Source organism: Streptomyces diversicolor, from assembly GCF_057537855.1.
In genome coordinates this window covers 34,450-48,380 of sequence record NZ_BAAJXA010000016.1, presented here as the reverse complement: position 1 = coordinate 48,380, position 13,931 = coordinate 34,450, and the positions used below count along the sequence as shown (strand labels likewise).

15 protein-coding genes, 1 tRNA gene and 2 pseudogenes are annotated in these 13,931 nt (G+C 69.2%); 14 read left to right on the top strand and 4 right to left on the bottom strand.

Features of this window, described 5'->3' with window-relative positions:
- Positions 1-10: 10 nt before the first annotated feature.
- Positions 11-784: an ABC transporter ATP-binding protein gene (locus AC27LF_RS20225; protein ID WP_479661166.1), complete on the bottom strand. Its 774-nt coding sequence runs from the start codon at positions 782-784 to the stop codon at positions 11-13.
- A 793-nt stretch (positions 785-1,577) separates the two neighbouring features.
- Here AC27LF_RS20225 and AC27LF_RS20220 point away from each other — a divergent pair.
- From AC27LF_RS20220 to AC27LF_RS20210, 3 genes are all read left to right on the top strand, one after another.
- Positions 1,578-1,660 (top strand) — tRNA-Leu (locus tag AC27LF_RS20220).
- 465 nt (positions 1,661-2,125) lie between these two features.
- Entirely contained in the window at positions 2,126-2,389 is a 264-nt protein-coding gene (locus AC27LF_RS20215; RefSeq protein ID WP_479661167.1) for a hypothetical protein, read from the top strand.
- Positions 2,390-2,580: 191 nt separating this feature from the next.
- Positions 2,581-3,594, top strand: coding sequence for an NAD-dependent epimerase/dehydratase family protein (locus AC27LF_RS20210; protein WP_479661168.1), 1,014 nt, complete (start codon positions 2,581-2,583; stop codon positions 3,592-3,594).
- A gap of 23 nt (positions 3,595-3,617) precedes the next feature.
- On the opposite strand, the gene AC27LF_RS20205 is transcribed toward AC27LF_RS20210, so the two are convergent.
- A complete protein-coding gene (locus AC27LF_RS20205) occupies positions 3,618-4,952 on the bottom strand; it encodes a tetratricopeptide repeat protein (protein WP_479661169.1) in 1,335 nt (444 codons plus the stop codon).
- Between the two features lie 134 nt (positions 4,953-5,086).
- Between AC27LF_RS20205 and AC27LF_RS20200 the strand changes: the two genes are divergently transcribed.
- From AC27LF_RS20200 to AC27LF_RS20160, 9 genes are all read left to right on the top strand, one after another.
- On the top strand, positions 5,087-5,803 hold the full coding sequence (locus AC27LF_RS20200) for a hypothetical protein (protein WP_479661170.1): 717 nt from the start codon (positions 5,087-5,089) through the stop codon (positions 5,801-5,803).
- 11 nt (positions 5,804-5,814) lie between these two features.
- Positions 5,815-6,345 carry a hypothetical protein gene (locus AC27LF_RS20195; protein ID WP_479664445.1) on the top strand — a complete coding sequence of 177 codons (531 nt, stop codon included), beginning with the start codon at positions 5,815-5,817 and terminating at the stop codon, positions 6,343-6,345.
- Between the two features lie 745 nt (positions 6,346-7,090).
- Positions 7,091-7,270: a hypothetical protein gene (locus AC27LF_RS20190; protein ID WP_479661172.1), complete on the top strand. Its 180-nt coding sequence runs from the start codon at positions 7,091-7,093 to the stop codon at positions 7,268-7,270.
- 218 nt (positions 7,271-7,488) lie between these two features.
- Positions 7,489-8,598 (top strand): radical SAM/SPASM domain-containing protein, encoded by a 1,110-nt coding sequence (locus AC27LF_RS20185; protein WP_479661173.1) that lies wholly within the window; start codon positions 7,489-7,491, stop codon positions 8,596-8,598.
- The gene (gene tmk / locus AC27LF_RS20180) at positions 8,595-9,206 is read left to right on the top strand and encodes a dTMP kinase (protein ID WP_479661174.1); all 612 of its coding nucleotides are present in this window, start codon (positions 8,595-8,597) and stop codon (positions 9,204-9,206) included. The genes AC27LF_RS20185 and tmk overlap by 4 nt, the downstream gene beginning before the upstream one ends.
- Positions 9,206-10,015: an exonuclease/endonuclease/phosphatase family protein gene (locus AC27LF_RS20175; RefSeq protein WP_479661175.1), complete on the top strand. Its 810-nt coding sequence runs from the start codon at positions 9,206-9,208 to the stop codon at positions 10,013-10,015. Before tmk ends, AC27LF_RS20175 begins: the two co-directional genes overlap by 1 nt.
- Before the next feature lie 17 nt (positions 10,016-10,032).
- The gene (locus AC27LF_RS20170; protein ID WP_479661176.1) at positions 10,033-10,362 is read left to right on the top strand and encodes a MazG-like family protein; all 330 of its coding nucleotides are present in this window, start codon (positions 10,033-10,035) and stop codon (positions 10,360-10,362) included.
- A 472-nt stretch (positions 10,363-10,834) separates the two neighbouring features.
- Positions 10,835-11,278: a hypothetical protein gene (locus AC27LF_RS20165; protein WP_479661177.1), complete on the top strand. Its 444-nt coding sequence runs from the start codon at positions 10,835-10,837 to the stop codon at positions 11,276-11,278.
- A 13-nt stretch (positions 11,279-11,291) separates the two neighbouring features.
- Positions 11,292-11,951, top strand: a complete 660-nt coding sequence (locus AC27LF_RS20160) for a hypothetical protein (RefSeq protein ID WP_479661178.1) — start codon at positions 11,292-11,294, stop codon at positions 11,949-11,951.
- 508 nt (positions 11,952-12,459) lie between these two features.
- Here the strand turns inward: AC27LF_RS20160 and AC27LF_RS20155 are convergent.
- Together AC27LF_RS20155 and AC27LF_RS20150 are read right to left on the bottom strand one after the other, a co-directional pair.
- Positions 12,460-12,693 (bottom strand): annotated as a pseudogene (locus AC27LF_RS20155) (hypothetical protein); the annotation flags it as partial.
- Positions 12,694-12,739: 46 nt separating this feature from the next.
- Positions 12,740-13,228 (bottom strand): hypothetical protein, encoded by a 489-nt coding sequence (locus tag AC27LF_RS20150; RefSeq protein WP_479661179.1) that lies wholly within the window; start codon positions 13,226-13,228, stop codon positions 12,740-12,742.
- A gap of 228 nt (positions 13,229-13,456) precedes the next feature.
- On the opposite strand from AC27LF_RS20150, the pseudogene AC27LF_RS20145 reads away from it, so the two are divergent.
- Together AC27LF_RS20145 and AC27LF_RS20140 are read left to right on the top strand one after the other, a co-directional pair.
- A pseudogene (locus tag AC27LF_RS20145) lies at positions 13,457-13,660 on the top strand (DUF6087 family protein); the annotation flags it as partial.
- Positions 13,645-13,842, top strand: a complete 198-nt coding sequence (locus AC27LF_RS20140) for a DUF6087 family protein (RefSeq protein WP_479661180.1) — start codon at positions 13,645-13,647, stop codon at positions 13,840-13,842. The pseudogene AC27LF_RS20145 and the gene AC27LF_RS20140, both read left to right, overlap by 16 nt.
- Positions 13,843-13,931 lie beyond the last annotated feature (89 nt).

The window sequence follows — 13,931 nt, the reverse complement described above, 5'->3', positions numbered from 1 at the left end:
GGGGCGGGGGTCAGCTGGTGCGGCCCTTGGCGTCGAACCGCTTCATCCGGTCGAGCACCGAGTCCGCGGTCGGCCCGTACATCTCGTCGACGATGCGTCCGTCCGCGAGGAACACCACGCGGTCGGCGTAGGCCGCCGCCACCGGGTCGTGGGTGACCATCACCACGGTCTGCCCCAGTGCGCGCACCGAGTTGCGCAGGAAGCCCAGCACCTCGGCGCCGGAACGCGAGTCGAGGTTTCCGGTCGGCTCGTCACCGAAGATGATCTCCGGCTTGGCGGCGAGCGCGCGGGCGACGGCGACGCGCTGCTGCTGGCCGCCGGAGAGCTGGGAGGGCCGGTGGCCGAGCCGGTCCGACAGGCCCACCATCTGGATCACCTGGTCCAGCCACTGCTTGTCCGGCCTGCGGCCCGCGATGTCCATCGGGAGCGTGATGTTCTCCAGCGCCGTCAGGGTCGGCAGCAGGTTGAACGCCTGGAAGATGAACCCGATCTTGTCCCGGCGCAACTTGGTGAGCTGCTTGTCCTTCAGGGCCCCCAGTTCGGTCTCGCCGATCCGCACGGAGCCGGAGGAGAAGGTGTCCAGACCCGCGACGCAGTGCATCAGCGTGGACTTGCCGGAGCCCGACGGCCCCATGATCGCCGTGAACTCGGCCTGCCGGAAGTCGACGGAGACCTGGTCCAGGGCGACCACCTGGGTCTCGCCCTGGCCGTAGATCTTGGACAGCTCCGCGGCGCGTGCGGCCACGGTGGTGGTCCGGTCGGCGGCGATGGGTGTGGTGGTCACGGGAGGGCGCTCCTGTCGGGACGACGACGTTCGTGGGGACGGGCTGGGCCTGACGCGGCCTTGCTCGGCCTGACGCGGACGGACTCGGCTTGATTCGGTCTGACTCGGTCTGACTCGGTCTGACTCGGCCTGACTCGGCCTGACTCGGACCGGCCGGGCCCGGCGGGGACTGGCTTGGACTGTCTCCATCGTCCTGGTCGTCCGCGCCGTGGGAGTCAGCCGCTGTTCCGGTTCCGGGGGCCGACTTCGGTCGGACGGAAGGCGGCGGCGTCATACCTGGGGATGACGGCGAAGCGCACCGAAAGCAGGACGGCTGCCGCCGACGGGGCGCCGCCTTGCCCCAAAGTTGGAGGGCTGCCGCTGCTGGGGGCGGGGTGGTGCCGTGCCGAAGGCAGGGGGTTGTCGCCGACGGGGCGACGGGGCGGCGCGGGCCGAAAGCGGAGGGTTGTCGCCGATGGGGGGACGGCGGGGCGGCGTTGGGAAAGCCGGAGGGTTGTCGCCGACGGAGGGCGGAGGGGGGTCGTGCCGAAAGCGGGAGGGCTGTGGCCGACGGGGGCGGAGCGGTGCCGTGCCGCGAACGGGTGGGGCGCCCTGGTCCGGGCGGTGAAATTCCGTCATTCCGCGTACGCGCGTGCCCACCGGCCGTCACGCTATTGGCAAGTGCGGATGGGCCGTACCCCCTGCTGATGCCCCCTCAGACATCAATAAAATAAGACAACATCGGTCCGCTCGTCCGCTGTTCGGGGGAGGTATCCCGATAGGCTCGGGACCTCGTAAGCGGAGCCCACGGCCTGCCCGGATGGTGGAATGCAGACACGGCGAGCTTAAACCTCGCTGCCCCTCGCGGGCGTACCGGTTCAAGTCCGGTTCCGGGCACATCCCGCACGACGGCGTCTGACCAGCGCGAACACCTGTCAGACGCCGCTTCCGTTTCCCGGTTCCGGCGCACAGTTGGCGCACCGCGGGAGCACGACTCGGCACCGCCCCGGCATGGCATAGACGGCAAAGCGGAAGAATGCCGACGCCGGGGTCGCACGGGCCGAGCGAAGTGGGGTGCGGGAGCCGTCGAGTTCTGCTACCGGAGCCGGTGCGTGGTGCGGGAACCGATGCCGCGGAAAACGCGCACGTACTCAACCGCTCACTCCCCCTAAGACTCCCGCCGCGCAGGCCGCGGTACTTCACCTTTCAAGCGCACAACACGGCTCCCAACCGGGGTAATACGGACCCGAATCCCCCCCACCTGCGCCGCACCGACGCCGTCCGGCCCCAGAACGCCCGCACACCGCCACCGACCTGGAGCCCCGTGCCGCGGCCCGCGCACTTCCGTCCAAGGTCCTGTGCGTGCCCCGCTGCTTCACCGCCGGCCCGGAGGGTCGGACGCCCGCCGACGGTCCCGCGGACGAGTCGGCGTACGCGAGCGCCGCGTATGCGGACCAGACCCTCATCACCCAGGTCGGCGACGTGGTCACCGACAACCCGTTCCCGGTGCTCAACGTCACGCAGCCCTGGGAGATTTGGCCGTTGCTCTCCCTCACGGCACCCGGAATCGAGCACCACACCGACACCGATGGCGGCGGCAACCCGGTGGCGTGGACGTGGCCGTGAGGCCAGGGCGGGTTGGGCATACCTGCACCGTACGGAATCGGGTCAGGCGGTGGCCGTTCTGCCGCGACTGCTTCGTCAAGGTCGCCGCGAAGCGGGGGCCGGGCCTGCGACAGAAGGGCTGCAACACCTGATGAGATGCCAATCCGAGGCGGCACTTCCCCCGCCTGGCCTGTGACGGCAGGATCGGAGCCATGCGCATTCTGGTGATCGGCGGGACCTGGTTCCTGGGCAAGTCCATTGCAGAGCAAGCGCTCGCGAGGGGGTGGGCCGTCAGCACGTTCAACCGAGGACGATCCGGCCCGGACGTCGAGGGAGTCCAGCCGGTCCACGGTGACCGTACGGTCCGGGAGGATCTGGACCGGCTCGCCGCACACGGTCCGTGGGATGCCGTGATCGACACATCCAGCTCCGACTTGGCGCCGCGTGACGTCCTGCTGTCCACCACCGCCCTCCGGGGCGCGGCACAGCGATGGGTCCACATCTCCACCGTGTCCGTCTACGAGGGCTGGCCTCACCAGCCGTTGACGGATGCCTCGTCGCTGCTGGTGTGTCCGGCGGACGCGGACGAGACGTACGGGTACACGGGCGTGGACGGCAGCCCCACCGTCTACGGGTTCCAGAAGGCCGGCGGCGAACGCGCGGTGATGGATGCCTTCGGGGAGGCTGCGGTCTTCCTGCGGCCCGGCGTGATCCTCGGCCCCGGGGAGTACGTCGGCCGCCTCCCTTGGTGGCTGAGCCGTGCCAAGCGCGGCGGGCGCATGGTGGCCCCGGCCCCGGCCGGGCAGCGCATCCAGCCGGTAGACGTGCGGGACGTCGCGGAGTTCGCGCTGGACCAGGCCGCGAGCTCGACGAGCGGCGGCTACAACGTCACCCATCCGGAGGGGATCACCTTCGACGGCTTCCTCGGCGAGTGCCTGGCGGTGACGGACAGCACCGGAACGCCGGTGTGGGTGGCACCCGAGCTGCTGATCGAGCAGGGCGTCAAGCAGTGGACGGAACTCCCGCTGTGGCGCACGCACGCAGGCGTCTGGTCGGTGGACTCGGCGAGGGCTGTTGCGGCGGGCCTGCGGTGTCGGCCGATCGCTGAGACGATCCGGGACACATGGGCGTGGCTGGCCCGGGACGGGCGCCCCGTGGACCACCCGAGGTGGGCAGAGCACGGGATCGTCCCAGCGAAGGAGGCCAAGATCCTGGCCTCCTTGTGATCAAGATCCTGGCCTTCCTGTGATCAGGCTTCGAGGGCGAGCAGTCCGACGTGCGGGCCGATCTGGTGGGGTGGGGAGACCCGGTTGAAGTCCTCGATCCGTTCCCGGATCTGCCCGGCGAGCTGCGTGCCGTGGTACGCCGGGCGCGAGAGGTGGCGGTGGACGCGGGCGGTACGGACCACAATGCCCGTCATCCGTTGGTCGCTCGGGATCTCCCACACCGGGGCGAGCGCTTCGGCGGCGCCCTCCACATCATCGGCCAAGAGGCGGGCCATGGCCAAGTCGGCCGAGGCGCCGCCCCGGACATGCGCGGACTGTGCATCATGCGTCCGCTGTCCGAGGAGAGTGAGGGCCTGTTGTGCGGCGGCCTCGGCCTGGTCGCTGTCGCCGACGATGAGCGCGGTGGTGCTGTTGGACATGGCCAGTCGCTCGGCGGTGAAACCGAACTCGCCGCCCACCGTGTCGTGGAGTTCGTCCCGGCGGTCGCGGCCGGGCTGCTCGGAGAGACGGATAGCGCGCTGTGCGGAGGCGATGTCGCCGAGGTGGGCGTACGCGCGGGCCTGGATCGCGTGAAGCCGGCGCTCCGCGACATCGCCGAGCCCGCCGTAGGACAGGGCGCGTTCGGCTTTGGCCACGGCCTCCGTGTTGTCGCCGGCGTGGTAGGCGATGTACGCCAGCGAGCCGTCCGCGAAGGCCCGCAGCGGGGTGAACCGTGTGGTCTCACCGAACTGGGCGGCGGTGCGGGCGAACGTCCGCGCATGGCGCAGGTAGCCGAGATTGAAGGCGGCCGCGGACAACAGGGCCGCCGCTTGGCCGTTGAGGATCATCAGGGCTTGGAGCTGTGCGGGAACCTGCGTGCGGTCGCGCTGGTCCTCGACCTTCCGGCGTAGCTCCTCGGCCTCCTCGAACGCCCTCACGGGGGCGAGTCGGTGGTAGCGGCGAGCGAGGGTGACGACCTGGTCGTGGAGTTCGTCGATGGTGTTGTCTGAGATGGACATACCGGCGGTTGCGTCGGCGGCCTCATGGGCATCACGTGCGGTCATTGCGATTTTTTCTTCCAGATCCAGGTCGTATGCGGATACCTGGGGGTCGATGACCTCGGACGGGTGCGCGAACAGTTGCGCCGCGGTGTAGCCGGGGAACATGCGCTCAAGTACCGTGCACGTCTCCGCGCCGGGCAGGCCCAACAGCTTGCCGCCGGTCCAGCGCCGGAACTGAGGCTCGCCACAGGTCGGATTGTTGGGGTTCCGGCCGAACAATTCCACGCCGGTCAGCGTGAACCGCTCATTGAACTTGCGGTACGTCAGCCTCTCCCGGTCACACAGCAACCTGAGCAGTGTGGTCGGTTCGCTGCTCATACCGCCCCCAGTCTCCAGCGCCGTTCAACTGGCGCGTCCGCGGATCGATCACCCTTCTCGGGAAGGGGATACCGCCGTCTCCCTCCGTGGCAACCCTCCCTGGACAGAAGCGACTTCGAAGCTACCCCGAAGCTGTGTCTGTCACTCAAAAGCGCCTCATAGGCAACCCCTCGGGCAATGGCGGGGCTTCGGGCAAGCGGAGAACGCTGACCGACAACCCCGAGGCGGAGGCCCGTCTCTCCGCTCCTGACAAAGGCGTGACGATGACCAGATCAAGCACGGCCCCCGGCGCCCGCGGCGCTGGCCAGGGCGCGCAGGTGCAGGACACGGGAAGTGCGGCGGCGGCCAGTTGTGTGACGACCGCGGAACAGCAACTCGCCGTCGCTCACTGGCTTCTGGCTGCCGCTGATGACCGGGCTACCGCCCTTGCTCAGTGGCAGGAGCAGGGCGTTGCCCTACTGGCCTGCGGTGGGGTCCTCTGCGCCGTGCGGATTCCTGCACGCCTGGTGTGGGCGGCGGCCGGCACGGAGGAACTGGAGGACGTGGACCGCTTCCTCCGTCAGTTCTTCGACGGTGGAGCGGTGTTCATGGACCTCCATGCCAGCCTGTACTACGCCCTGGTCCGCGGGGCCAGGCCAGAGTGGGGTGACCGGGTGTTTTCCGGGGCCGGGGTGGATCGCCTTGGCCGGGATCACTTCCTGGGTGTTCCCTCTCCGCAGCTCACGGAGCGGCGCGGGCGCGCCTACTGGTGCGTGCCCATGGAATCCCCGGGTGACCTCACCTACGCGGATGAGGTAGCGGATCTCATCTTCCAGGGCTTGACGGCCCGGGCGGAGGCAGGCCCCCGGTGACCATCCCAGAGGTGTCAGCAGGCTCCGTGATCCCCGGACGCCGTCCCACCTTCCGCGCGGAGGTGATCACAGCCGCTCTGGGGCCGATGCCGTGGCTCACAGCCACGGGCCGCCTGGAGCAGGTCCTCACGGCGTGGGGCCGCGGGCACCTGGCGGAGGTTCCCGTGGGTATCGGCTTCGACGTTCTCCTGATCCCTGGCCCGTTGGCAGTGGAAACCATCCGGCGGATGCATGAGGCGGGGCGCCGGACGGGTCCGGTCGTACTCGGCCCGCTCGGCGGCGAGTTCATCCTCCAGCGGGGTTCCGTCGCCGGCTGGGACGCCCCCCACTCCAGCACGCTGCCGCGGGGGACGCTGGTCCTCCTCCCGCCGCCTGGCGTCCACGCCCCGGAACTGGTGGCCGACCGCGGCTGGCTCGTCCCGCCCTGCCATCCGGAGAGGGGCGCGCCGCTCGGCGCCGAGGTGACACCGGGCGGCGCGCTCTTGGAGCCCTACCTTGCGTCGGTCGGGGCGGCCCGAGAGGAGCGGCGGCGATGCGCATGAGGCCGGACAGCCCGACCGGTCAGCTCCTCTACGCCTTGGTCCTGGGCGTCCTCCTGGGTGCCCTCGTGGCCGGTATCGGCCGCTGACCCCATGACCGGCTCCGGTCGCTCGCGCCCCAGGGGGCGACCGGAGCCCCACAGCGCCCGCCGGTTTCCCGCTCCCGACTCTCCCCCGCAGGAGCCGGCGGACCCGGCGCCGTCACTCTCGTCTCGACAAAGGAAGGTTCTCGATCGTGTTGCCTCCGGCACCGTCAGGTGTTGTTCCGTACATCGCCGGTTGGAGTGAGGAAAGGCTCCTGTCGTGTCCGATCACCCGCCGCCGCATGGTCCCGGGGATCGCGTACGCGGATGAAACCCCGTACGACCGAGACAGTTTCGGTGTGCTGTGGGCTAGGTACGCCCTCCGACCCAAGCGGCGCCGGGGCAGTCCACAGCTGCGGAACGTCCACCCCTACCGGCAGCGTCGGGCGATGCTGAACATGATGTGCCAAGTGTGCTCCCGTATGCCGCCGGACCCGCATGGCCCGCATCTGTTTCTCCTGCGGGACAGCGTCGGCGCGATCCGGGAGGGGGAGCGGACGACGAGTCCGCCCGTGTGCGTGCCGTGCGCCGGGATCTCCATCCAGCTCTGCAACGCCCTGCGCGGTGGGCGCTTCGTGGCGGCATGGGTGAGGCACGTACCCGCGTGGGGAGTCGTCGGTCCCCTCCACCATCCCCTGACACTCCAGCCGATCCCGGGGTGCCACATGGAGCAAGTGAAGTACGGCTCGGAGTGGGCTCCGTGGGTCCGGGCCGCCCGCACGATGGTGGAACTCCGCGGGGTGACACCGGCGGACCTGGACCGGGAGTTCGCGGCCCTCGGCCGCGACCGCCTGGAAGAGGAATTCGCCCGGGTCGCGGAGCTGAGGACGGTCACCTGCCCCTGACACCCGCCTCGGGCCGGTCGCGGCGCCGTGACCATCTCCCTGTGCCGCAAGGACCCGCACTCTTCCCTCGTCGTCCCCGGCCCGAGGCGGGCCCCACGTCCCGGCTGACTCCCCATGGAGAAGTGACGGCAGCCCGGGACACCGGCCCCGGCCGACCTGTACGGCCGGGGCCGTCATGCCCCTTCATCCACCGCTCGCGTCCCCTCTGGGAGGTTCCATTGACCGCTCGATCGCTCATCAAGGCCGAGCAGGCGACGTCCTGCTACTTCCGCACCACTGTGGAGCACCCGTACCGGAAGGCGCTCATCCAGATCTGTGAGCCCTGCAACGAGTCGTGCAAGCACTGCTTCGTGTCGGCGACCAAGCGCGGCGACTACATGGACTGGGGCGCCGTCCGGGACCAGCTCATCCCGCAGCTCATCGAGGCCCGGGTCAACCGGATCACGATCACCGGGGGCGAGCCGTTCATGCACCCGGACCTCATCCCCATCATCGACGACTTCCGGGAGGTCGGTATGTCGGTCGGCGTGTGCACGAACGCGACGATGGTGACGAACAAGCAGATCGCCACGCTCGTTGAGCTGGACGTCCACATGAACGTCAGCCTCGACGGGTTCTCAGCTGACTCGCACGGCGTGTTCCGTGGTCGTAGCGAGGGGTTCGCCGAGACCGTCGACACAGTCGAGCGCTTCGCCAAGGCGGGCATCCTCCAAGGGCTGCTGTGCACGCCGAACAATCTCGCCGAGGACGAGGAGTATGCGCAGCTCTGCGAGTTCGCCAGGCAGCAGGGCGCCAAGTACGTACTCCTCAACCCGCTCGGCGAGATGGGCCGGGGCGCGTCCAAGTCCGCACAGCGACTCCGCAGGCCGGACGACCACATGCGGCACATCCACGGCCTGACGATGCCGTTCGCCGACGACGACTTGGATGTGGTGCACATCAGGTTCCCCAACGACGACAAGCCGTTGGCCGGCTGCGAGGCGGGGACGATCATCTACGTCTTCACCAAGGGCGAGGTGACGGTGTGCCCGTACCTCGTTTTCGCCGCGCGGACGAGGGTGAGCCAGCACCCGGACACCGACTTCATCGTGGGCAACGTATGGCAGGACGACGACATCGCCGCCCGGCTGGACGCCTACAGGTTCCACGACCGGTGGACAGTGGGGGATAACCCCACCTGTGGTTCGTGCTCGATGAGCGAGAGTTGCGGCAAGGGCTGCCCGGCCGCCGTGGTCGCCTCTGGCCAGCGGATCGGCGCCGTGGACACCGAGCTATGCCCCGTCGTCCCCCGGCAGACCCGCATGCTGCCGGTGGTCGGTGTCTCGTGAGCGGCCGGTTCATCACCCTTGACGGCCCGGGCGGCGTGGGCAAGTCCACCGTGGCCGCCACCGTCGTGGAGTTGCTGCGCGCGGAGAACCACTCGGTGTACGCCACGCGGGAGCCCAGCGACAGCCCCCTCGGGCAGCTCGCCCGCCACGGCACGGAGGAGTACGGGGGGATGAGCATGGCGTGCCTGATCGCCGCCGACCGGTACCGGCACGTCGAGCAGGAGGTCCGGCCGGCCCTTGCGCGCGGCGACCTGGTGGTGTGCGACCGGTACGTCCCCTCATCCCTCGTGCTCCAGGTGATGGACGGCGTCCCGCGCGATGTCGTGTGGGAGCTGAACCGGCACGCGGACATGCCGGACCTGGCCGTCATCATCAACGCCCGCGCGGACACCATCGCCAAGCGCCTGGGTGAGCGGGGCCCGCACAGCCGGTACGAGCGCGAGCCTGGCGGTACCGAGCGGGAATGCGCTCTGTACTACGAGGCCGCTAGGTTCCTCATGGCCGCAGGCATCCGCGTCCTGCAACTGGACGCCTCAACCGTCGGGCCGGAAGACATCGCCCGCACGGTCGTCGCGGCGATCGAGGAACCAAGGACGAGGGGCCGCTGATGACCACTCTGGACGTGCTGACGTTCAACCTGAACAACCCCGGCCGGGAGCGCGCGGAGCGACAGCTCGCCTACCTGGCTGCCCGGCCGGAGCCGGTGCTCGTGCTCACGGAGACCGCGGACAGCGCGGGCTGTGACCTCCTGGCCTCCCGGTTCGAGGCGGCCGGGTACTCCGTGACGTTCCCCCGCCCAGAGCGGGGAGAGCGCGGCGTGATGGTCGTGAGCCGGCTCGCCACCGTCCCCGGCTCCCAGGTGGTGGACTACCTCCCGCACCGGGCCGTGCCCGTCATCGTGGAGACCGACGACGGGCACGTGTCCATCGTGGGCCTCTACGTGCCGTCACGGGACGCCAGGGAGGCGAAGACCGAGAGGAAGCGGCGGTTCCTCAGCGCCGTCCAGAAGGGCCTTCCTACGTCCTTTGGGCGGCACGAGATCGTCATCGGAGACTTCAACATCCTGGAGCCCGACCACAGCCCGCGATACCGGTTCTTTCAGCCGTTCGAGTACGACTTCTACACCTGGCTCGGCCAGGCCGGCTACCGGGACGCCTTCCGCGTCCTCCACCCGCTCGCCGCTGAGTATTCGTGGGTGGGTCGTACCGGGGACGGCTACCGGTACGACCACGCGCACGTGACCGGTCGCCTGGCGACCGTGCTGCGCGGCTGCTCCTACGTGCACGAGGTGCGCACCGGCACAGACCGGCTGACCGATCACTCCGCCCTGTCCACGTCGCTGGGGCTCCAGCCGACACGGCCGCTACCGGTGGCCGACCCGACGCGGGACGCCGACCTGGCGCCCGCCCTGTTCTGACGAACGAGGAGGACTCGATGGGAGACCGCATTTGGGACCAGGTGGACCGGCTACGCCAGTGGCTGGACGACGAGGCGGCCCCGGCCGCGCGGGGAGACGTGCGGCTGCTCCGTGTACTCAAGATCGTGGAGGAGGCCGGGGAAGTCGCCGAGGCCGTACACGGCGCGCTCGGCGCCAACCCCAGGAAGGGCCACTCCCATACGTGGGAAGACGTGAACAAGGAACTGGTCGACGTCATCGTGACGGCCATGGTCGCCCTGGGCACGATCGCGCCGGATCCACAGCGCATGTTCGAGGAGCGCCTGGATGCCCTGGTTGACCGGGTGACGCCGAAGCCGCAGATCTAGCAAGCCTCCCGCTGTTAACCCTTTCGGGTGACTACCTGTGGTTACCTGTATTCACATAGTCACAGCGGACAATTGCAGGGTTAAATGACACCTGTTGTTTCGGCCAAATAGCCGTGACTCGACGGAACAGGCTGCCGCGCCCGCGTGGTGCGGCGGGGCGGTTCCCCTCGTCCATACTCCGCAGGTTGGGCAAGGGGTCGGGTGGTCCCGGCGGCGAGACGTGCCGTCGGGGCCACTTTCTGTCATACGGCCCGAAGCCCCTTCGTATGCATGCCGCTGCATGATTTGCCGCCCTCCTGTCGAGAGGAAGCACGGGAGGCGCACGTCGAGGCAAGCCGGGCCCAGCAGGTCGGCGACCTTGCGGTGATACGTGGTCGTGTCCGGGTTGCCCGCAGGACACCAGTGTCTGGGAGTCATCACTTGGTGTGAATATCGAGGCACACTCGGCCACCGGTTATGGCATGGTCAGATCATGAAGAGGATCGCAACGGGGGCGGCAACGACACTTGCCGCGACGGCCCTTCTCACTGGCAGCCTCACTACGCCCACCCATGCCGCACCGGCCTGGGACAAGACCGTCAAGTGCAAGCAGAAGGACTGGGACGACCGGGTGATCCCCACCCGTGTCGGCAACAGCAAGCTCGGCTGGAAGCACTTCTCCGGCCCGCACAACATCAAGAAGTGCAAGATCGTCAACGCTGCTATCAACGGCAAGCCTGACAAGAAGAACGGCGCCCGCCTTGAGTACTGGGCCTATGCCTGGAACGGCAACCGCCGCGTGCAGGTCATCGTGATCGTCCAGTACGCCCGCAAAACCGCCGACGGAGACTACGACGCCGGCCCCGGCCAGAAGATCGGTGTCATCACTGCCTACTGCAAGGGTGTGAACAGGTGCCCGAACTGGCTCAACCAGTGACATCGTCTGACGTGTGACTCTCACGTACGACGACATCGCGGAGCGGCAGGCGGATATCGTCCGCCTGCTGCTCCACCACATCCATGCCCCCCTGCCCGACGGCCGGTTCATCCGCGGTGTCCTGCCCTCGCCGCCTCCCGCCGTGGAGGTCCGGATCGTCACGGGCCCTCAACACACCAGTGTCCCGGGAGACTTGATTGCCTGGGAGATCCCTCTGCGCACCATCGAGGACCCCGAGGAACTAGCGGGTCCGCATGACGTCCTCGGCATCGTGCGCGCCTTGAACACCGGTACTCAGATCTTCTCCAGCAGCCGTGTCGACACGGTGATGGGTATGACCCTCATCCATGTGGATCCGGAGCAGATCGCTCCCGTCGGCCCGGGGGAGTGCGACAACGCCTTCACTATCCTGCGCACCCTTACCTACCCCTGGACTGAAGAACAGCCCGATCCGCGGCTGCGAGGTTTCCTCCTCCAGGGCCCCGACCGGATGCGCCTGTATGTCGACCACGAAGAAGACACCGACGTGGTCGCCGCCGACGTACGACCGTCCGGTGCCCTGACCGCACTCCTCGCGGCACTTCCCTCCCTGATCGAGGAGAGTGAGCGGATTGTGCGGGGCGACATCGACGACCCGCACTGCTCCCGGCTGATCGACCTTGTCGATTGGTGACGTCTTGGGAGTGTCATGGGGAACCACGGCTTGCTGCTCTTCCGGAGGACCCGTTCCTGCGGCTGCCGTCGGATGAACTCGGTCCGGAAGTGGAGGTATCCGCTGTCGTCGGAGCGTGCGAGTTTCCTCCAGTGAGGGGAGGCACAGAGCGCGGTGGCCGCGACGACCTCTGGATAGACGGCGATGCAGCGGCAGGCGTCCCAGATTTGCGGGTGGCTGGTGATCACGTCTCGGGTTGTTGGAGCGGAACGGCCATCAGTGGACACTGAGCGGTGTGGCTGACGACTACGCCACGGCTGCGCAGGGAACCGACCAACAGAACGAGGCGGTGCATGTACCCCTCCCGGCTGGTGATCGTGGGCCCGGGCCGAGCGCGCTCGCTGCACTGGTCAGCTGGCGCCGGGCTGGCGCGCTGCCATCGCCGTACTCGATGGAGTCGCCGTAGACGAAGCCGCCCGGATGCCCGTCGGCGTACGACGTGCGCAGGGCAGACCCCGGAGGCGGCACATTCGCGCTGGTTGTCGGCTTTGCTCAGCGCTGTCTCGGCTTCGCGTAGACGGGTGTGGGCCTGGTGCCGGTCGCCGGCCAGGGATACCGCGTGGGCCTGCTGTCCACGCAGGAACGCGACCGGACGAGGCCCTGCGGCCGGCGCCGCCTCGGCCGCGGAGTCCGCCAGATCGAGCGCCATCTGCCCGCGTCCGAGGTTCGACGCTTGCAGCGACATGCCGCGCAGCGTGCCGCAGACTGGCCACATCGCGGGCGGCACCCGGGAACTCATCGGCCACTGCTCAGCCCTGGCGGGCCGCTCCCTCTGGCCAGACGACGTCGACGGGCAGTCCGGCGGCACGGGCTTCCAGGACCGTGTCCGCTGTTCCCCCGCCCTTGGGGCTCGGCGGCGAGCCGTCCCAGATGGCGACGAGCCGTTCTGCTCGCCTGAGCACTTCGCTGTTGGCGTCCTCGTAGGCGGCCCGGTTGGCGTGGTCGTGGTCCAGAACCACGACGTCCGAGGCAGCCTCGATGAGCCGGTCGAAGACGGGAGCGTGGTCAGGCTTGACCTTCGCCTCCCGGTAGTCCCGCGATGGAAGAACCACGATCAGGCTGCCACCGACATCGAGCAGCGCTTCGGCGAACAGCGAGTCGGAGCCGCGCGCGATGCACGAGACCCCGACCAGGCTTCCATCAGCGTGTTCGGCGAGCAGCTTCCGCAAGGCGGCGCGCACCAGCTCGGTGCTCGGCTCGGTCAGGTCCATGTGCCCAGTCACGGCGAACGTGGTCACGTCGCTCCTTCGGCTTGACAGCACTTCGCGGATCCTTGCCCGCGCTTCGCCGACCGTACGCGATGATGACCGGCCGACCGTGTACGGATACAGCTGGCCGAGCTGCGCACGGACGCGATTGGACCGGGTGCAGCCCGCGGCGTCGACCGCGCGGTGCGTCTGGGCCACGGCTCCGATCACGTCGCCCATCAGGAAGTGGCACTCAGCCAAGCCGATCAGGTCGAGGGCATGACTGCGGCCGGCCTCGGAACCACGTGTGGCCAGCGGCACGAGTGGGCCGCCCGACGCGACCGGCGCCTGGCGGCGGAGTGGCAGATCACCGGTGCGCGCCGTGACGCCCCCCTCACCGACGGAGTTCGCGCCTCCCACGTTGCGGCTGACGCGCCGCGCGCCCTGCTGGAGCGGGGCGGGCCGGCATGGGTGACGGTCGGCGTCGGCCTGAACGCGGACGCTGCCCGGGAAATCCTTGGTCATGCGTCGACGGCGGACCGGGGCGTGGTGGGTGTGTCCGACCGGACGCCCCGCGCGGGATCGTGGAGTGGGACGGCCACCAGTGGGCCCCGAGCCGTGTGGCCGACGACCGCGCCACGGCTGTGCGGGAGACCGGCCGGTAGAACGAGGCTGAGCGCGTGCCCCTCCCACACTTCGGTCGCCTGCCCGCCGCGCCGGAGCCGTGGCGGCCCACGGAAGTGTTCCACCGCCC

Bases quoted from the DNA above. Each gene is read 5' to 3' on its own strand.
- AC27LF_RS20210 (WP_479661168.1), top strand. From the start codon at position 2,581: ATGCGCATTCTGGTGATCGGCGGGACCTGGTTCCTGGGCAAGTCCATT.
- AC27LF_RS20205 (WP_479661169.1), bottom strand. From the start codon at position 4,952: ATGAGCAGCGAACCGACCACACTGCTCAGGTTGCTGTGTGACCGGGAG.
- AC27LF_RS20190 (WP_479661172.1), top strand. From the start codon at position 7,091: ATGGAGCAAGTGAAGTACGGCTCGGAGTGGGCTCCGTGGGTCCGGGCC.
- AC27LF_RS20175 (WP_479661175.1), top strand. From the start codon at position 9,206: ATGACCACTCTGGACGTGCTGACGTTCAACCTGAACAACCCCGGCCGG.
- AC27LF_RS20170 (WP_479661176.1), top strand. From the start codon at position 10,033: ATGGGAGACCGCATTTGGGACCAGGTGGACCGGCTACGCCAGTGGCTG.
- AC27LF_RS20165 (WP_479661177.1), top strand. From the start codon at position 10,835: ATGAAGAGGATCGCAACGGGGGCGGCAACGACACTTGCCGCGACGGCC.
- AC27LF_RS20140 (WP_479661180.1), top strand. From the start codon at position 13,645: ATGGGTGACGGTCGGCGTCGGCCTGAACGCGGACGCTGCCCGGGAAAT.